Origin of the sequence: Mucilaginibacter sp. (assembly GCF_028288225.1) — a bacterium.
Classification (GTDB): domain Bacteria; phylum Bacteroidota; class Bacteroidia; order Sphingobacteriales; family Sphingobacteriaceae; genus Mucilaginibacter.
The window spans coordinates 125,302-145,449 of record NZ_JAQBOC010000033.1; the positions used below are offsets into that span (position 1 = coordinate 125,302).

Below are 20,148 nucleotides of genomic sequence, written 5' to 3' on the forward strand. Positions count from 1 at the left end.
TGTCTTATTATTAATTGCTTATGATAAATATTTTTTTATACTATTGTATATTATTTATTTAAACCTATAAACCTAAATTTTATGAAGAAGTTAGTCTTTATTCTTATCGCAACAATTTCACTTTCATTCAGCAGCAAAACATCGTACAAAACAAATGACGCGGCTGCAGGCAGTTCAAAATCTGCTCCCCACAGCGTAATTACCGCCAAACCACTGACATCCGACGCCGTTATAGCTTTGCTGAAAAGTGGTAACCGGCGTTTTTACACCTTTAAACCGCTGGTGATGAAAGACAGCCTTCGGATTCGCTCAACAGCTAGCGGCCAGCGCCCCATGGCAGCTGTTCTATCGTGTCTTGATTCAAGGGTGCCGGTAGAGACTGTTTTTAATATGGGCATAGGCGATTTATTTGTAGCCAGAGTGGCTGGTAATATTGGAAATGAGGACATTTGGGGCAGCTTGGAGTATGCCTGTCATGTGATGGGCGCCAAAGTAATTGTGGTGCTGGGGCATACGGATTGCGGGGCGATTACGTCTGCTATCGATAATGTGAAGCTGGGGAATATTACCGCCTTGTTAGCTAAAATTAGGCCCGCAGTGTATGCTGTGGAAATGCCAGGGGACAGGACATCAAGAAACCAAAAGTTTGTGCACGCGGTGATGGTAAAAAATGTGGAGCTTACCATAAAAAAAATGCGCAAAGACAGCCCGATAATCGACAAACTTGTGCAAGATAAGAAAGTTAAAATATTGGCTGGGATTTATGACGTTGCTACAGGTAAAATTACGTACTTGTAGCGTGGTATCTAACCGCATTGCCATAATATGGTGGGTAAAAAGGAACTTTCTGGTAATGAGTATAATTAGCTGCGGTATTAATGCGTATCAGTGGTATTCCAATCCATTATAAGCCAATTAATTAAACGGCTTTTTGTGCCGATATTTTAATTATCTTTAATAGATTTGGTGTCATAACCCACTATACCAATCATCATTATCAATTATTAATTAACTATGAAAAGAAGATTCATTAGGCTGTACTATGTTTTTGCCGCACTTGTTTTGTTATCTGTTCAGCAGGCGACAGCGCAAAAAAAGGTTGGTACAGCTTACTCCGCCGCCAATAAATCGGTAAAGGTTTATGTAACCGCCAAAGGCACCGACGACCGCATGAAGCAAACCGCAACCCTTACATTTACCAGCAACCCACAGCCGGTTGAAACGGAGGTTGCTATATTTGTTGACCCCTCAAAAACGTTCCAAACTATGCTTGGTATTGGCGGGGCATTAACAGATGCTGCCGCAGAAACATTTTATAAATTACCTAAGGACAAGCAAAAGGAATTTCTGACCGCTTATTTTGATAAAGATAAGGGGATTGGATACACGCTTGGCCGCACCAGTATTCAAAGCAGTGATTTTTCGAGTGAAAGCTATAGTTATGTTAAGAATAATGATGCAAGCTTAAAATCATTTGATGTAAGTCATGATAAAAAATACCGCATTCCCTTTATAAAAGCGGTTACTGCTGCTGCAGGTGGTAAGCTTACCTTGTTCGCCAGCCCATGGAGCCCGCCGGCATGGATGAAAACCAATGGGGATGTGTTACATGGTGGTAAGCTGTTGCCTAAATACGACCAGTCATGGGCAAACTTTTATGTGAAATTTGTCCAGGCCTATGAAAAGCTGGGCATCCCTATCTGGGGCCTGTCAGTACAGAATGAGCCAATGGCTACTCAAACATGGGAATCATGCCTGTACACTGCTGAAGACGAGCGCGATTTTATTAAGAATTTTTTAGGCCCAACTTTATACAAAGCAGGCATGGCAGGTAAAAAGCTGATTGCATGGGATCATAACCGCGATTTAATGTACCAGCGTGCCAGTACCATACTGGAAGATCCAGCAGCTGCAAAATATGTTTGGGGCATAGGCTTTCACTGGTACGAAACCTGGACAGGCGCAGGCATGAACTTTGAGAATACCCGCCTGGTTGCTAAAGCCTTTCCTGATAAAAAACTGATATTTACCGAAGGCTGTGTAGAGAAATTTGATTTTAACAGGCTTAATGATTGGGCGCTAGGCGAACGTTATGGCCTCTCAATGATGAATGATTTTAATGCCGGCACCGTAGGCTGGACAGACTGGAACATCCTGCTTGATGAAAAAGGCGGACCAAACCATGTAGGCAACTTTTGCTTTGCACCGGTACATGCCGATACCCGCAATGGAAGTTTGATCTATACAAACTCCTACTATTACATGGGGCACTTCTCTAAATTTATTCATCCCGGTGCTAAACGCATCGTAAGCTCCGCAAGCAGGGATAAGCTATTAACCACCGCTTATATTAACCCTGATGGCAAGCTTGCTGTTGTAGTAATGAACCGTGGTGACGAGAATATTGATTATTCTTTATGGATAAAAGGCAAGGCAGCAAAAACAACCAGCTTGGCGCATTCAATTACGACGTTGGTAGTGGAGTAATTCTTCCCTGAGAGTAAACAAAAAAAGCGGCCATCAGCCGCTTTTTTTGTTTACTAAGTATATCTTAATCTTCTATTACCACACCCATATTGCAAAACTTGTTTATTCTTTCGGTAACCAGCTCATCAATATTGCGTTCTTTTAATACTTTAAGGTCTTTTAAAAGCTGTTTCTTTAATGTGGCAGCCATTGCAACCGGGTCCTGGTGGGCACCGCCAAGGGGTTCTTTGATAACGCCATCTATCAGCTTGTTTTTCAACATTTCGGTGCTGGTAAGCTTCAGCATTTCTGCTGCTCTTTCCTTGTGCTCCCAGGTTTTAAACAGGATGGTTGAACAGTTTTCGGGAGAAATAACTGAATACCATGAGTTATCCAGCATTAACACCCTATCGCCAATAGCTATTCCTAATGCCCCACCTGATGCGCCTTCGCCTATAACAACGCAAATAACGGGCACTTTTAATATCGACATTTCCAGCAGATTGCGCGCTATGGCTTCGCCTTGTCCGCGCTCCTCTGCCTCCAGGCCTGGGAACGCTCCAGGGGTGTCAATCAGTGTTATAACCGGCTTGTTGAATTTTTCGGCCAGTTTCATCAGCCTTAATGCTTTGCGGTAACCTTCGGGATTAGCCATACCAAAATTGCGCATCTGGCGCTCTTTGGTATTACGGCCCTTTTGGTGACCGATGAACATTGCTGTTTGTCCGCCAATGGTTCCAAAACCGCCAATTATTGCTTTATCATCGCCAACTGTGCGGTCGCCATGCAGCTCAATAAAATCATCACACATCAGTTCCAGGTATTGCAATGAGTAGGGTCTTTCCGGGTGGCGCGAGATCTGTACTTTTTGCCAGCCGGTTAAATTGGCGTAGATCTCTTTTTTAGCGGTCTCTAATTTATTTTCAAGCTCCGCTATCGTTGCCGACATATCCAGCTTGTTTTTATCTTCAACCTGCTTTACCTTTTCTATTTGCTGCAACAGCTCGGCAAGTGGTTTTTCAAAGTCAAAAGTAATCTTCATTCAACAATTTTATTATTAGTGAGATGAACTTTCTATATAAATCAAATTCACACCCATTTTGTGTTAAAAAACACAACAAATGTTTTTACACTTAATTAGGGGGCGCTAAATTAAATAAATCTAATGGTATTTTGTCAATTACGTTTTTCTAACGACTCAATTTTGCGCACTTGCTGCGGCGTTAATAAGTTTTTGGTTACCAGGCACGACTGTAAAATAACGTTCCTGAGCTCGCCCTGGTATAATCCGTAGCGGTTTGCATAAAATATTAGCGTGCCATTATCCAGCCTATTATACTTAAAAATACTATCCAGTGTGCGTTCATTGCGGATAATTATCAGGCCCATTTCCAGTATTTTACGGTGCAGCTCCTTTACTATGGCAGTAAACTTAGTTAACTGCTGCGGACTCAGGTCTAATTCCTTTTTATATTTCAAGGCTTTTTCCGGTGATGGAAAATGGTTTAATTCAGCAGCTAATGACATGTGGTAAAGGTCGCTGCCATTTAACAAGGCCGTATATTCTTCGTCAGTTAAAGTTTTAAGGGTTGATTTTTTGATGGTGGCGCTATCGGCAGGGGATTGGGCGTTTGCCTTAATGAAGATCATTAAAATGAAAAATACGAATAAAAAGTTCTTCATATTTAGTTGATTAAGCTGAATTATGGGAATGATTAATTAAGTTGAAAAATAGACTGCCGGCAGTCCCCGGTGCAACTTAATTAACTCAATCCAGCTTAATTAACTAAATAAAACAAAGATTGTTCAATCATAATTTAAAAAACACCTTTTTCTTATACAAAAAATAACAAAGCAGCCATTCCAACCCAAAAATACAGATAGCCCCAACAATAACTTTCAGCAGCTCGCCGGCATTAAACCAGCTTAGCACCTCGTTAGAGATACTGTGTATGTAGCCATTAAACCATCGGCTGCCAACAATTTCAAAAAACAGGTAGATGAAAATGGAGTTCATGCCCACAATGGTAAAAAAGGTTAAATATTTACGATGCCCCATTACGTCAACCCACCAATAACTGATCGCTAAAAACCAAAGGCACCAGCCTAGCGATGCTATTGTGAACGAGCTAGTCGCAATACGTTTAATTATTGGGGTTATATTTAATGCATCAAGGCCATAACCAATAAGCAGGCAGGCAAGGCCCCAAAGTATTAATTGCCTTAATTTATTATTGCCATTTAACAATAGCTTGCCTGCCAGCGCCCCGGCAATGGTATGTACAGCCGTTGGGATGCAATTGATTGCTACCCAGCCGCCATTATTGATCTTGTTCATAAGCAGCAGATCAGCATAATTTCCAAAATTGTGCTGATCGGTAAAGGGCTGGTCAAAGCCAGGGACATGGGTAAAACGGTACAGAACTTCGGTAAGGAGCAGTAAACCTATGCAAACACTTATTTGTGCAATTGAGCTCCACCTGAAAATAAGGAAAGCTACTAAAGTTGTGAATGAAAGCTGGGTTAAAACATCCCACAGCTCAAACGATAAACCTTTTGGGCGCACGGCATAATCCAGCACCCCCCAAAAGAACAGCCAGCCGCAGCGCTTTAATGTTTTTTTAAACGATTGGTTCCAGGTAACACCATTTGCCCATTGCTTGTTTAATGAAAACGCCATAGCTACCCCCGCCATAAACATAAAAGCAGGCTGCACCAAGTCCCAAAAATGGAGGCCATGCCAGGGGTGATGGGTAAACTGCTCTATAAAACGCCCATGGGTATGCTCATACAAATAATCATACAAACCGGTTGATTCAATGGCAAGCAATACCATAATAAAGCCGCGGAGGAAATCGAGAGAGAGGAGGCGGGTGGATATAGGGTTTAGATTTTTTGTTGCAGGCATAAGGTTCTTTTGAATCCGTTTATAAGGGATTGTTTAATTGGTTTATACCACTAAAATTAAATAAAATTTATTGTTTAACCGTAAGTTTACGGTGTTTTCATTACCATCCTGCGTTAAAGTTCTGTGGAGTCTAAAGGGAAAAAAGAGGGGGAGGTGACACCTATCACATTTGGATCATTCTTTATCGGTGCAATCAATCTACTTTTTTTTCAATCGTAATCTTTACCATCCTGGTGCTCCACAAATTTATTCACCCTGCCATCTCCCTTTACAAATTCAAGAGAAATATCGCCGAAATTAAATCCGGATTCAATGGCAATACCGGCAACCATGAACCATTAGATAAATCTTATTAATTCGCCCAGGTCTTTTTTGTAGGTTGTGCCGATTGGTATTTCTTCATCCTCAACCCAAAGCCTGTTATCCTGTATTTTGGTTATGTAGTTAATGTTTACCAGGTAAGAACGGTGAACACGCACCAGGTTTTTGGCAAAGGAAAGTTTCCCTTCCAAAAAACTCAAATTCTCACAGAACATGATGTTATCTTTTTTAAGATATAAGTTGCAATAGCTCCCGTCGGCCTTTAAAAAGCGGATATCGCTGATCATTATTTTTTTGAAACTGCCTTCATCTTTAACAAATATGGAATCATTCATTAAATAGGAAAACTCATTGGCTTTTTTTGAGGCAATTTCTTTATCGCCGGCTAACTTAAGCGTAAGGTCTATAGCTATACTAATATCAAGTCTTGTAAAAGGTTTAGAAACATAATGCAATGCACTGGTTTCATAAATTGCTTTTTTACGGAGGCGCTCATCAGTATTATTGGTGATGAAAATTATTGGTGGATCGCAGATCTTTTTTAATTCAATTGCGGTATCAATGCCATTGGTGTTATCTGCCAGCTCGATATCCATAATTACGATATCAGCAAACCCAGGCTTAAAATTTTTAATTGCCTCCGAGCCCGAATTAAAAATCGCCGGTACCTCATAACCAAGGCCTTCAAGCATCATTCTTAACGACTCGGCAATTAGTATTTCATCCTCGACAACAAGGATTTTGACTTTACCTAACATAATTTCAAAGTTATAATAACAAATGATGGTTTAATACAAATTATTAAACATCAATTTTACGTTCCTGTTCTAATTATTGCTCCTGTACAAAAACGGCTTATTCACAAGGTAAAACAGCAAGTTCGTAAACTTGTTACTTGCTTTACTAGCCAATTGAATTAATTTCAATCGTTTGATAAACTAAGGTATAAACTTAGTACAACCCTTTAGATGCAGCTTAATTGAAAAAAGTAAAAAGAGGCCCTGATTTTAACCGGGGAAAATCAAACAAAAAACAATAAAATACTATAGTTGCCGGTCAGGAAAAAATAATACCGGTTTATACTAAAGATATTATAGAAGTTCACCTAAACCTTATCACGTATGAATCCGAATATACATACGTGTTGCATCATTACCTATTACTTATTGTGCCGCCGTAAAGTATTTCAAAAAAGAGATATCGGACTGATATACTAATATAGGATATCCAAAATTGTAAAAGTCTTTTTCGGGAAAGCGGGTTACGGGCATAGCCCCGGCCCTGGAAAAGTCATGCCCTTGTTTTTTAAATTTAAAAAAAAGGGTAAAATGAAAAGTAAACAATTATTCATTGCAGTTATAATAGTTATGGCTTCAATCGCAGCAACCGGGTGTAAAAAAGATTCATCTGTGACTCCAACAAAAAACTATCAACCAATCAAACTGGCTTCAGCTGATTCTACAAACCTCTCCGGGGGAGGCGATGGGCCAATTAAGCATTGATGCTTAATTAATATTAAAGGCTGCCATTTTGCAGCCTTTTTTTATTAATTTTAAATCAGCAAATTTTAAGTTTATAATTTGATACTTAATTTTGTATTTTATTATCCCTTATCAAAAAAAAATAATGGTTTTATTGAAAAAAAGTTTGTTAGTATTTATCAGCTTTTTTATACTGTTAAATAATGCTTATCCCTTTTTTGACAATAATAATCAGAACCCAGATACTTTACTTAAAAAAGCTAATTCAGCTAAAGATCCCTTAATAGGTATTAATTTAGCTAAGCAAGCTTATAAGATAGCCGAACTAAAAAAGGACAAAAGAATTGTCATTAAAAGTTTAAACATAATAGCTGGATATTACTACGATTTAAGGGATTATCGTAATGGAAAAATAACGGCTAAAAATGCATTATCTATTGCTGAGGGTTATCACACAGACTCGTTAAGTGGTGATTCATGGCTTTATTTAGGTATGTCAGAATATGGAACAGGTGCTTTTAAACAGGCGATTGATGAATATAAAAAAGCATCAATTATTTTTAAAAATACAAATCAATTATCTGGTTTAGCTGCTGTTTATTTGAATATTGGTATTTGTGAGCGGAAGCTTTCACTATATTCCGAAGCTATTAATTATTACTTATTATCATCTGCGATTTTTGAAAGCTTAAAAAATGAGGAAAACTTATCCCATACTTTTAATTCCATCGCTTTATGTTTTGTTGAATTAAATAATTATCCGAAAGCACTGGAATATAATAAGAAGTCACTGGTTATAAGGCAGAAGTTAAATGACAGGCAAGCAATCGCACAATCATTAAACAATATTGGGTTTACATTTAAACGATATAAGCATCCAGATTCTGCTATTTATTACCTCAATAAGTCGCTGGCTATGTATAAGCCCGCAAAAGATTCAAGTGAAATAGTGCTCACCTTACAAAATCTGGGTTCTTCCTGGAAAATGAAGGGCGATTTGAAAAAAGCCGAAAACTATGTTAAAAGATCATTGCATATAGCAGCAAATTATGGCATGACCGAAGAGATAGCCAGGGGAGATGCAGACCTTGCCGAAATTTACACACAGCAGAAAAAATACGGTCAGGCATTAACTGCAATTAATATTACAAGTAGTACAGCACAAAAGCTTAAACTGCCCGAATTATTAATGGAGGCTTACACCATTAAATATAATTTGTATAATTATGCAGGTGATTTTAAAAACGCGCTTCTTTACCTTAATAAACGGGGCGATTTAAAAGATAGTCTGTTTTCTGTTGCTAAAAACAGAACAATTGATGAACTGGAAATTAAATACCAAACCGACCAAAAAATAAAGGATATAGCAGCCCTCCATTTACAAAATAGCCTGGGGCAAAAAATTGTAAAGCAGCAAAAACTATCTATTATCGTTCTGGTGATTGCAGCAGTTTTACTTTTGTTATTATTTGCTATAGCTTATAACAGCTTCAGAATAAAAAACAAAGCCAACCAGCGGATCCAAACCCTGATGCGGGATCTTCACCACCGGGTTAAAAACAACCTGCAGATCCTTTCGGGTCTTTTTTCTATGCAGATTGAAAACCTGAGCGATGAAAATACAAAGATCGCCCTTCGTGAAAATGAGGCCCGGCTAACCTCCATGAATTTGATCCACAATAAACTATACCTTGACAATACCACTACCAAAATTGAAATGAATGATTATTTAACCAAGCTATTAAATCATATAAAAGATTCGTTTGGTGTATATAAGCAGAGGGAGGTTAATTTGAGGATAGAGGTAGGTAACATAATGCTTGAAGCTGATAAGGCGGTTGCAATTGGATTAATAGCCAATGAGCTGGCCACCAATGCTTTCAAATATGCCTTTACAGAAGCTGGGGGTGAAATTCACCTCGGTCTTAAATTGATTGAAAAATCGAAACTGTTGCTAACCCTTTGCGATAATGGCGTTGGTTTGAAAGAAGAAAATAAAGATAAGGCCCCTTCTTTTGGTTTAAGATTGGTGAATTTGATGGCACGACAATTAAATTCAACACTTGTAATAAAAAGTAACCCCGGAGTTTTCTATCAAATGGAAATAAACATTTAGGGAGAGAAGAGAGTCAGGAGATCAGGAGTCAGGAATCGAGATAAAAATGTTATGATTTATTTTCATTTAAAGCTCTTCATATCCTGACTCTTGATTCTCGTTGCGTTGACTCTTTTTTTCTTTCCCAAAATCTTTTTTAAAAAAGCTTTTTGAGAACAGAAAAAACCTCCTATATTTGCATTCCTTTTTGGAATGGATAACAAACCCTAAGGAGATTGCCTGATAGTATAATGGTAGTACGACGGTTTTTGGTACCGTTTGTCTAGGTTCGAATCCTGGTCGGGCAACAGTTGAAATTTCGGATTTCGGATGTTCAATTTCGGATTTACTCCGGAGAACTATATCGAAATCCGAATTGTTTTTTATAATAGCTGGTAATCAGGAGACTTATTTCGCATCAACTTCCGAAATTGAAAATCCGACATCCGAAATAAAAAAATGCCATTACAATTTAACCCTGTTAAATTATTTGCAGGCTCTGGTACTACGGTACTAGCGGCAAATATTGCTGCTTCATATGGCCGCGAGTTAGGCGACATTGATATTTCGCGTTTTAGCGATGGTGAATTTCAACCTCATTTTAATGAATCTGTACGTGGCTGTGATGTATTTTTAGTCCAAAGTACCAATCCGCCTACTGATAACCTGATGGAATTACTGATGATGACCGATGCCGCACGCCGTGCATCTGCCCATTATGTAACCGCTGTTATTCCTTATTTCGGACTTGCCAGGCAGGACAGGAAGGATAAGCCGCGCGTTGCCATAGGTGCGAAATTGGCTGCCAATTTGCTGGTAGCTGCCGGTATAAACCGCATTATGACAATGGACCTGCACGCTGCGCAGATCCAGGGATTTTTTGATATCCCGGTTGATCACCTTGATGCTTCTATAATTTTTGTGCCTTATATTAAAAGCCTCGGCCTTGGCAATTTAACTATTGCCTCGCCGGATATGGGCGGTTCATACAGGGCGCGTACTTTTGCAAAGTTCTTTAATGCCGAAGTGGTAATATGCGATAAACGCCGTAAACGTGCTAATGAAATTGAGGCCATGACCCTTATAGGTGATGTTACCGACCAGGATATAGTGTTGATTGATGATATATGCGATACTGCCGGTACGCTGGCAAAAGCAGCCGGGTTAATTATGGAGCGTGGCGCACGCAGTGTACGCGCTGTTTGTACGCATCCCTTATTATCGGGCAAGGCTTACGAAACCATAGAAAATTCTGTATTGACAGAATTGATCGTTACTGATACTATCCCGCTTAAATATCAAAGCAGCAAGATCAGGGTGTTAACCACTGCTGAGCTGTTTGCCAAAGCGATAATGAATGTAAATGAACACGGCTCAATAAGCCAGTTGTTTAAAGTGGACTGAGAAGTCCATAGTCCATGGTCAATAGTCCATAGACGAATTGAAAAGTGAGTAATTATAAACCATGGTCTATACTATCGACCATGGACTTTTAACATAAATAAATAACAAAAAATGAAATCAATTGCTATTAGCGGTTCTCCAAGAGAGAACGTAGGGAAAAGAGACGCTAAAGAACTGCGTTACCAGAGTCTGGTGCCTGCAGTACTTTACGGTGGGGCTACCCAAACCCACTTTTCAGTGTCCGCAAGTGATTTGAAAGCCGTAGTTTATACACCGGTTGTTCATTTCATCGACTTAGATATTGCCGGTACAAAATCACAGGCTATCATTAAAGATCTTCAGTTTCACCCGTTAACTGAACAGATCATCCACGTAGATTTTTTACTTTTAGACGAGAAAAAACCTATCACCATCGAGATCCCTGTTAAATTAACCGGAACTTCTCCAGGTGTTAAAACAGGTGGTAAGCTTGTACAAAAATTAAGAAAATTACGTATCAAAGCTTTACCTAAAGATCATTTGGATGCTATTGAAGTAAGCATCGAAACTTTAGAAGTTGGTAAATCTGTAAAGGTTAGTGATATTATACTTGATAAGTTAATTATCATGAATGCTAAGGAAGATACTATAGTTTCAGTAACTACTTCACGTGCATTACGCCAGGCTGAGCAAGAAGCTGCTTCTGGTAAAAAATAAAGCCCCTAACCCCTAAAGGGGAATAAAGGGATAACATTTAACAGCGATGGGTTTATCTTATCGCTGTTTTTTGTTTACTTTGAATTTAATAACGCATACGCGAATCAATTCCCCCTTTAGGGGGCCAGGGGGCATGAAATATTTAATAGTTGGTTTAGGAAACATAGGGCCTGAATATGCCGATACCCGGCATAACATAGGTTTTATGGTATTGGATGAATTGGCAAAACAGGAAGGTGCCAAATTTTACAATATGCGCCTGGCTTACTATACAGAAATAAGCCATAAGGCACGCACCCTGCACCTTATAAAGCCAACTACCTATATGAACCTTAGCGGTAAAGCCGTTAGCCACTGGATGAGGCAGTTAAAGATCCCTATTGAAAACGTATTGATAATAGTTGATGATATTGCCTTGCCTTTTGGCACTTTGCGCTTAAAGCCCAAGGGCAGCGCCGCCGGGCATAACGGTTTAAAACATGTTGAAGCCACTTTTGGCCATAGCAATTATGCCCGACTGCGTTTTGGTGTGGGCGATAACTATCCCAAAGGGCGCCAGGTTGATTATGTGCTTGATGGCTTTGATAAAGATGAAATACCTGAACTTCCTGCATTGATAGACCGCTCTATTGAAATGATAAAAAGCTTCGCCACAATAGGTACTGAACTCACCATGACCAGGTACAATAAGTAGTATCCCGGTAAATCCGCAATTCAAATGTTAAAATTCTGTTAAATCTTAATTTCCCTGTAACGGATCGTGTTCACAAGCGTCATTTAGGCTATTTAATGATTACACCGATTTTAAGAAGATTACACTGATTATATACTGCACTGATTATGTAATTGATTACACTGATTTAGAAAAAATCAAGTAAATCAAAGAATCAAATCGGTGAAATCACCCCAAAATCAGTGAAATCAAAAAAATTAAATATGAAAAAACTTTTACTGCTGGCATTTTGCTGGTACCTGTCGGCTACAGTAATGGCTCAATCCGCTCCTCAAACGCTGACAGTTAAAGGCATTACTATTGACTCAGTGAGCAACAAGCCATTGGGCTATGTCACCGTGGTATTGCTTGATGCAAAAACACAGCAAGCTGTAAAAAGCGGTTTAACTAAGAACGATGGTACCTTCGAATTTAAAAATCTGGCCCTTAAAGAATACCAGATAACATTTGCCTCCGTTGGCTATAAAAGCAAAACAATTAAAATAACCGGTACCGGTACAGAAGTAAATGCTGGCAATGTATTATTATCAGCTGCCAGCAACCAGCTAAAAGAAGTTTCAATAACAGCTGTAAGACCGATAATGAAGCAGGAGGTTGACCGTATAAGCTATGATGTGCAGGCCGACCCGGAAAGCAAAGCAATAACCGCATTGGATATGATGCGCAAAGTTCCGCTATTATCAGTTGATGCCGATGACAATATTAAGCTTAAGGGCAGCGGCAATTATAAGATCCTGATAAATGGAAAAGAATCAGCGTTGATGGCTAAAAATCCGTCGGATGTTTTAAGGGCCATGCCTGCAACCAATATTGAAAAGATAGAAGTAATTACCACGCCACCGGCAAAATATGATGCCGAAGGACTGTCGGGGATCATCAATATCATTACCAAAAAAAATGCTGACAAGGGTTATAACGCAAACATAAACGGCCGTTATAACAGTATCTGGGGGCCGGGTATAAATATTAGCGCTAATGCAAAACAGGGAAAATTGGGTGTAACCCTGTTTTTTGGTGTAAACAAGCGGAACACTAATGAATCCAGCTCGGGGAACTCGCAACTATTTACAAACGGCGGATCCATCACACAAAGTGGTGCTAACACGCGCAAGGGCAACAACCGTTATGGCAATTTTGAATTGAGCTACGAGATAGACAGCCTTAATTTGCTAACGGGCTCGATTGAGTTTTTTAAAGGTAATAATCAGCAAAACAGCAGCCAATTCACTAACAATCTGAATGCCAACGGATCGGTGGTACAACAATACAGCCAGCTCTCAAATGGGTATAATAACTGGCAGGGCCTGGATGCTGCTATTAATTACCAGCTTGGCTTTAAACAGAAGAAGGAGCGTTTGCTAACTATATCCTACAAATACAGCTACTCCCCAAATTCACAATATAATAACGAAGCCTTTGCCGACCTGGTAAATATTTATCATTCACAACAGCCCGACTTTAACCAATACAATAATGCCGGCGGCAAGGAGCATACAGTACAGGTTGATTATGCCGAACCTTTTAAAGTGGTTACCCTTGAAATAGGCGGGAAAGCCATACTGCGGAATAACTTCAGTAATTTCAACAGATCTGACCGCGATTCGGCAACGAACCAGTATATTCAAAATTCGGTTTATACAGATAATTTTAATTATCACCAGGATGTTTATAGCTTTTACAACTCGTACCAGGTAAAGCTGGATAAATATACAGCTAAGGCCGGCCTGCGGATTGAACATACAAGCATTGACGCCGATTTTTCATCGGTTAATGCAAAGGTTAATCAAAATTACAATAACCTCATTCCGTCAATCTCCATACAGCGCAGTTTTAAAACCAGCAGCATAAATTTTGGCTTTACCCAACGGATCCAGCGCCCGGGCATTTACCAGCTTAACCCTTTTGTTGATAATTCAAACCCGCAGTTTATAAGTACCGGTAATCCCAACTTGCAGCCGGAACTAAATAATACCTTCGAGTTTACTTACAGTAATTTTTCAAAAAACTCATTTAACGCCGGGCTTAGTTACGCTTTTTCAAATAACTCCATCCAAAATATAAGTAATTTAAGAATTGATAAAAATCCGGACAATACCGTTGACACCATTACCACAACAACCTACCAGAATTTAGGAAACAACCGGAGCCTGGGTCTAAATTTAAACACCAATTTATCAATCACTAAAAGAATAACACTTAACTTGAATTCTGAGATTTCCTACATTTGGTTAAAGGGCAGTTATGCGGGCCAGTATTATACAAATTCGGGTTTCAGGGGTGAAGCGTTCGGCAGTCTTGGCTATAAGTTTGATGGCGGCTACCGCTTTGGTTTTAATGCCGGCTTTTTTAGCGGTGATGTAAACCTGCAGGGAAAGTCGAGCAATTTTATATTTAATTCGTATGTGCTTACCAAAGAGTTTTTAAATAAAAAAGCCACTATATCGTTAGTAACAAATAACCCGTACAGCAAATACCGCAAATTTACCTCCACAACTACAACACCGCAATTTACACAATCGTCATTTTTCGAAAACCCGTACCGCAATTATGCCATTAGGTTTAGCTATAGATTTGGGAAACTAAACAGCGAGATTAAGAAAAACCAGCGTGGAATTAAGAATGATGATACTAAAGGCGGTGGAGGCAATAATACCAGCGGCGGCGGGTCCTGATGCATTAAAAACAAACCGTGCGATAGCAACCTTTATTGCAACAAAGTAACATTGGTGTTACGTAACTAAAATGATAGTTAAATTCCGGTAAATCATTTTTTTTCTGCGGATGGGGTTAATATCTTCGCGCAAAACATCCAAAAAACCAAATGAAACGACTTTTACTGATGGCCCTGTGCTGTTACTTGTCGGCCACAGTATTGGCTCAACCTGCACCACAAGCATTAACTGTTAAAGGCACAGCTATTGACTCGGTAACAAATAAGCCTGTGGGTTATGTTACCGTTGCCCTGCAGGATGCAATGACCAAAAAATCAGTGAGAGGCGGGCTGACAAAAGACGACGGCACTTTTGAATTAAAAACCGTAACAGGAAAAGCATACCAGCTTACACTTGCATCCGTAGGGTATAAAGATAAAATCATTAAAATAACAGGGGATGAGACGGAAATAAACGTCGGGAACATCACATTATCGCCCGCAAAAAATCAATTAAAGGAAGTTTCGGTTACGGCATTAAGGCCTGTGGTAAAGCAGGAGATTGACAGGATAAGTTACGATGTGCAAGCCGACCCCGAAACTAAGACACAAAACGTTTTGGATATGCTGCGCAAGGTACCACTGGTTACTGTTGATGCAAGCGATAATATCCAGCTAAAAGGTGGCAGTAATTACAAGATCCTGATCAATGGTAAACCATCATCACTGGTTGCCCATAACCCATCGGATGTATTTAAGTCGATGCCGGCAAGCAGCATTCAAAAGATAGAAATAATTACCACCCCGCCTGCAAAATATGATGCCGAAGGTTTAGCAGGGATAATAAACATTATCACTAATAAAAAAATAGACCAGGGATATAATGGAAGTGTTAACCTGCGTTATAACAGTCTTTATGGACCGGGCGGAGGCCTTTCACTCACCGTAAAACAGGGAAAGCTGGGAATATCAAACTATACAGGTTACGGAGATCAGATAAAACGTCATGCTTCATCGCATTCTACGCGACAAACTTATGGTGATAGTGCAACCTATTTAACCCAGGCGTCAACCAGCGTTAACAGCGGAAGATACTTATATACCAGTACTGAAATAAGCTACGAGATTGATACTCTAAACCTGTTAACCGGATCAATAGACTTTAACGATAGTCATAATAATGGAGAAAATGATCAGTTTTCGAACCAGTTTAATCATAACAATCTGCTAAATCAAAGTTACAGGATAAACAATAGCAGTGTTTCAACCTATAAAGGGATGGATTTTGGGATAAACTACCAGTTGGGTTTTAAACATAAGAAGGATCGTTTATTAACTTTTAGCTACAAATTTTCAAACCAGCCCAATACCAATAATATCATAAATACGATTACAGATAGGTTTGATTACGGCCAACCAGGTTATTTACAGCACAACAATGCCAGGACACAAGAACAAACTATCCAAGCCGATTATATCCATCCTTTAAAAAATATTACAATTGAAGGCGGCTTTAAAGCAATATTAAGAAAAAGTTCAAGCCAGTTTGGGAACAGCAACTTTATCGACTCGACGCAAACTTACGTGGTTGATCCTGCCAGCACCAATAATTTTAATTACAACCAGGATGTATATAGCTTTTACAACACTTACCAATATAATTTAAATAATTGGGGAGTAAAGGCAGGTTTCAGGGTGGAGGGCACCGACATAAATGCTCATTTTATTTCGGAGCTAAATAATGTTGACCGCAGTTATAATAATGTTGTTCCATCAATATCAATTCAGCGCAAGCTTAAAAACAATGCAAGCTTTACCTTTGGTTTCACCAACAGGATTCAAAGGCCGGATATTTATCAGCTGAACCCTTTTGTTGACAAAACAAATCCCAAATTTATCAGCACCGGGAATCCCGATTTGAAGCCGGTACTAAATCACTCTTTTGAGCTTAACTACAGCAAGTTTTCAAAAGGTTCATTAAACCTTGGTTTGTCTTATTCATTTTCAAATAATTCTATCCAGAGTGTGAGCAAGCTTATTGATACTATTACTTATACAACTAATGAAAATTTGGGCAGTAATAAAAATCTGGGCTTAAATGCAGGTTTTAACTACCCTATTACTAAAAAATTCAATATTAATATTAACAGCCGGGTATCAAATGTTTGGATAAACGGATTTTATAATGGCCGCCAACTTAGCAATAGGGGGATACAAGGTTATACATTTGTTTATGCCGGTTACCGCATAACCGACACCTGGCGTGCCGGTATAAACGGTGGATTTTACAGTGCAAATATTTTGCTGCAGGGTAAGTCAAGCTCAAATGTGTTTACCTCAGTAAGTACTTCAAAAGATATATTGAATAAAAAAGGATCTTTATTTTTTAACGTAAATAATCCTTACAGTAAATACCGTACCTATAACAGCTATACCCGTGACCCTGCATTTTACCAAACCAGTTCTTCTGTAAATCCTTACAGGTCATTTAACATTGGGTTTAACTACCGCTTTGGTAAGCTTAAAGCAGATATTAAAAAGAACCAGCGTGGTATTGACAATGATGATACAAAAGGCGCTGCTAAACCTGCCAGCGGAAATTAATAGCTTTGCAATATGAAGGTATACGGAATAACCAATTGCAATACTGTAAAAAAAGCGCTCGACTGGCTAAAAGCCCACAATGTGGCCTATGAATTTCACGATTTTAAAAAGCTTGGTGTAAGCAATGAAAAGTTACAGGAGTGGGATGCTAAAGCCGGTTATGAAAAGTTTATAAACAAACAGGGCCTTACCTGGAAACAGCTTGACCCACAAGTAAAAGAAAACGTAAAAACCAGTGCAGATGCTTTAAAGCTGCTGCAGGAAAAAACCAGCATGATAAAACGCCCGGTTATTGAAGATGGCGGTTTTTTATTTTTTGGGTTTGATGAAGGGGTGTATGAAAGTAAGTTGATTAAGTGAGTGGTTGATTGAGTTGATTAGGTTAGGTTAAAGGAAATTTTAAGTTGATTAAGCGAGCTGTTAATTGAGTGGATTTGGTTTAAAAGGATTTGTCTTCAACTCAATCTAACTTAATCAACCACTCAACTAAAAATAACCATCACCCTATAAGGGTGATTTTTTAATTTTATTGGCTAACATAATGGTAACAATCATTTTACGTACTACAGCATTACTTAATTTGTAGTATAATTGCCGTAAATTACAAACTGACCTCAAAATGAAATTAAAACTATTAGCTGGTTTTGCACTGGCTTTTATTGTTGTAACCGGTGTTAGCCAGGCACAACAGACTCCTGCCGGACAAGCTACACCAGCAACCCCGCCGGCTACTAATTATGATTACCATGAAGCTTTCGGTCCATTATTTTATGCAAAAAATGGATCAGAATATCGTGCTGCGGATGGAGAACCGGGCCCAAAATACTGGCAAAACCGTGCCGATTATCAATTGGCAGCCTCGCTGAATGATCAAACCAATGAAATTACGGGATCAGAAGTATTAACTTACACCAACAACAGCCCGCAAAAGCTTGGCTATTTATGGATGAACCTTGAGCAAAATCTTTTTAAGGCCGATTCAAGGGGAAGTCAAATAGTACCATGGGTTGGAAATCCGCCGAAGCAAGTTAGTCGTAACTGGGGCCGTGGCCAGGATTTCGACGCCGGCTTTAAAATAAAATCGATAAAGGTGATTGGCCTTAAAGGCGCCATGACCGAAGTTAAGTTCCTGGTTTCGGACACCCGGATGCAGGTTTACCTACCTAAGGAAGTTGCAGCTGCCGGCGGCCAGGTAAAATTGAAGATCGAATATTCATTTATTTCGCCAAATTATGGATCAGACCGGATGGGCATTCAGGACACTAAAAATGGAAAGATCTTTCAGGTAGCGCAATGGTACCCACGTATGTGCGTTTATGATGATGTTTATGGATGGAACACTATCCCTTATTCAGGTCCCGGCGAGTTTTATTTGGAGTATGGAGATTTTGATTTGAGCATTACTGCTCCTGCTAACCACATTGTAGTAGCATCTGGTGAGTTGCTTAATCCGCAGGAAGTTTATACGCCAACACAATTAAAACGCTGGGCTGAAGCCGAAAAAAGCGAAAAAACAGTAATTATCCGTTCTGCAACTGAGGTTACTGACCCGGCATCACGCCCTGCAGGTAAAAAAACCTTAACCTGGCACTTTAAAATAAAGAATGCCCGCGATGCTTCATGGGGCTCGTCAGCATCGTTTATCGTTGATGCTGCCAAAATGGATCTGCCAAGCGGTAAAAAATCAATAGCAATTTCAGCCTACCCGGTTGAAAGCGATGGTGTTGATGCCTGGGGCCGTTCAACAGAGTATGTTAAAAAATCAATTGAATATAATTCAAAACAATGGTTTGAGTTTCCTTACCCGGCAGCTACTGCAGTTGCAGGTATAGTTGGTGGTATGGAATATCCAGGCATTGTTTTCTGTGGAGCAGGTGCAAAAAAAGGACAGCTTTGGGGTGTTAACGACCATGAGTTCGGCCACACCTGGTTCCCGATGATAGTAGGCTCAAACGAGCGGATGTATGGCTGGATGGATGAAGGTTTTAATACTTTTATCAATACACTATCCACTGCTGACTTCGATAATGGCGAGTATAACAGAAAGCCAAGAAGTATGCACATTGCCGGAGCCGCATTTACCGCACCTGGTTTAGAGACAATGTTGAGCCAGCCTGCTAACCTTAAAGAAAGAAACACAGGAACATTGCTTTATTCAAAACCGGGTGCCGGCCTTACCTTATTGCGTGAGCAGATCTTAGGCCCTGAGCGTTTTGATTTTGCATTCAGAACATACATTGCAAAATGGGCCTTTAAACACCCAACACCTGATGACTTTTTCCGCACTATTGAAAATGCGGGCGGCGAAAACCTGCAATGGTTTTGGAGAGGCTGGTTCCTTAACAACTGGCGCCTGGATGTATCTGTTCGTAGTGTTGATTATGTTGACAATGACCCTGCAAAAGGGGCATACATTACTATTGATAACCTTGAAAAAATGGCAATGCCGGTAATACTTGAAGTTAAAACCGTTAGCGGTAAAACAGAAAGGGTTAAATTGTCTGTAGAGATCTGGGAACGCAACAGCAGCTGGAAGTTTAAGTATCCGTCAACCGAAGCTATAGAATCTGTTACTTATGATCCGGATAAAGTATTGCCTGATTATAATGAGGCTAATAATGTTTGGAAGAAACAGTAGTTAGTGATTAGAGACCGGAGGTTAGAGATTAGGAGAAAAAGATTACTCCGAAGGACTCCTTTAGCGTGATAAGAGATTTGATGAAAAGGACCCGGTTTTTGCCGGGTCCTTGTTTTTAAGGTGTTTTTTTGGTATAAAATAAATAGGTTGAG

16 protein-coding genes and 1 tRNA gene are annotated in these 20,148 nt (G+C 39.5%); 12 read left to right on the forward strand and 5 right to left on the reverse strand.

Translation table 11 applies throughout. The features are described from left to right. Positions 1-81: 81 nt before the first annotated feature. Both JWQ54_RS10430 and JWQ54_RS10435 read left to right on the forward strand, forming a co-directional pair. Positions 82-798 (forward strand): carbonic anhydrase family protein, encoded by a 717-nt coding sequence (locus tag JWQ54_RS10430; protein ID WP_299584153.1) that lies wholly within the window; start codon positions 82-84, stop codon positions 796-798. A gap of 216 nt (positions 799-1,014) precedes the next feature. Continuing rightward, complete coding sequence (locus JWQ54_RS10435) at positions 1,015-2,487, forward strand: glycoside hydrolase family 30 protein (RefSeq protein WP_299584156.1); 1,473 nt, start codon at positions 1,015-1,017, stop codon at positions 2,485-2,487. 64 nt (positions 2,488-2,551) lie between these two features. Here JWQ54_RS10435 and JWQ54_RS10440 read toward each other — a convergent pair whose 3' ends face one another. The 5 genes from JWQ54_RS10440 to JWQ54_RS10460 form a co-directional block, all read right to left on the reverse strand. Further along, a complete protein-coding gene (locus JWQ54_RS10440; RefSeq protein WP_299584159.1) occupies positions 2,552-3,508 on the reverse strand; it encodes an acetyl-CoA carboxylase carboxyltransferase subunit alpha in 957 nt (318 codons plus the stop codon). 134 nt (positions 3,509-3,642) lie between these two features. Next, positions 3,643-4,149 carry a hypothetical protein gene (locus tag JWQ54_RS10445; protein WP_299584162.1) on the reverse strand — a complete coding sequence of 169 codons (507 nt, stop codon included), beginning with the start codon at positions 4,147-4,149 and terminating at the stop codon, positions 3,643-3,645. 127 nt (positions 4,150-4,276) lie between these two features. Then, complete coding sequence (locus JWQ54_RS10450) at positions 4,277-5,374, reverse strand: DUF5009 domain-containing protein (protein WP_299584165.1); 1,098 nt, start codon at positions 5,372-5,374, stop codon at positions 4,277-4,279. A gap of 209 nt (positions 5,375-5,583) precedes the next feature. Further along, a complete protein-coding gene (locus JWQ54_RS10455) occupies positions 5,584-5,706 on the reverse strand; it encodes a hypothetical protein (protein WP_299584168.1) in 123 nt (40 codons plus the stop codon). Positions 5,707-5,712: 6 nt separating this feature from the next. After that, complete coding sequence (locus JWQ54_RS10460) at positions 5,713-6,453, reverse strand: LytTR family DNA-binding domain-containing protein (RefSeq protein ID WP_299584171.1); 741 nt, start codon at positions 6,451-6,453, stop codon at positions 5,713-5,715. Between the two features lie 570 nt (positions 6,454-7,023). On the opposite strand from JWQ54_RS10460, the gene JWQ54_RS10465 reads away from it, so the two are divergent. The 10 genes from JWQ54_RS10465 (at position 7,024) to JWQ54_RS10510 (ending at position 19,996) form a co-directional block, all read left to right on the forward strand. Beyond that, the gene (locus JWQ54_RS10465; RefSeq protein WP_299584174.1) at positions 7,024-7,197 is read left to right on the forward strand and encodes a hypothetical protein; all 174 of its coding nucleotides are present in this window, start codon (positions 7,024-7,026) and stop codon (positions 7,195-7,197) included. A 124-nt stretch (positions 7,198-7,321) separates the two neighbouring features. Further along, entirely contained in the window at positions 7,322-9,292 is a 1,971-nt protein-coding gene (locus tag JWQ54_RS10470) for a tetratricopeptide repeat protein (protein WP_299584177.1), read from the forward strand. A 216-nt stretch (positions 9,293-9,508) separates the two neighbouring features. Next, positions 9,509-9,579: transfer RNA gene (locus tag JWQ54_RS10475), tRNA-Gln, on the forward strand. Positions 9,580-9,730: 151 nt separating this feature from the next. After that, positions 9,731-10,675 carry a ribose-phosphate pyrophosphokinase gene (locus tag JWQ54_RS10480; RefSeq protein ID WP_299584179.1) on the forward strand — a complete coding sequence of 315 codons (945 nt, stop codon included), beginning with the start codon at positions 9,731-9,733 and terminating at the stop codon, positions 10,673-10,675. Between the two features lie 111 nt (positions 10,676-10,786). Further along, on the forward strand, positions 10,787-11,371 hold the full coding sequence (locus JWQ54_RS10485; RefSeq protein ID WP_299584181.1) for a 50S ribosomal protein L25/general stress protein Ctc: 585 nt from the start codon (positions 10,787-10,789) through the stop codon (positions 11,369-11,371). A 133-nt stretch (positions 11,372-11,504) separates the two neighbouring features. Next, entirely contained in the window at positions 11,505-12,065 is a 561-nt protein-coding gene (gene pth / locus JWQ54_RS10490) for an aminoacyl-tRNA hydrolase (protein WP_299584184.1), read from the forward strand. 242 nt (positions 12,066-12,307) lie between these two features. Next, positions 12,308-14,776, forward strand: a complete 2,469-nt coding sequence (locus JWQ54_RS10495) for an outer membrane beta-barrel protein (RefSeq protein WP_299584187.1) — start codon at positions 12,308-12,310, stop codon at positions 14,774-14,776. Between the two features lie 149 nt (positions 14,777-14,925). Further along, positions 14,926-17,358 carry an outer membrane beta-barrel family protein gene (locus JWQ54_RS10500; RefSeq protein ID WP_299584189.1) on the forward strand — a complete coding sequence of 811 codons (2,433 nt, stop codon included), beginning with the start codon at positions 14,926-14,928 and terminating at the stop codon, positions 17,356-17,358. A 12-nt stretch (positions 17,359-17,370) separates the two neighbouring features. After that, positions 17,371-17,718, forward strand: a complete 348-nt coding sequence (locus tag JWQ54_RS10505; RefSeq protein WP_299584192.1) for a Spx/MgsR family RNA polymerase-binding regulatory protein — start codon at positions 17,371-17,373, stop codon at positions 17,716-17,718. Between the two features lie 259 nt (positions 17,719-17,977). After that, complete coding sequence (locus tag JWQ54_RS10510) at positions 17,978-19,996, forward strand: M1 family metallopeptidase (protein ID WP_299584195.1); 2,019 nt, start codon at positions 17,978-17,980, stop codon at positions 19,994-19,996. Positions 19,997-20,148: the final 152 nt, after the last annotated feature.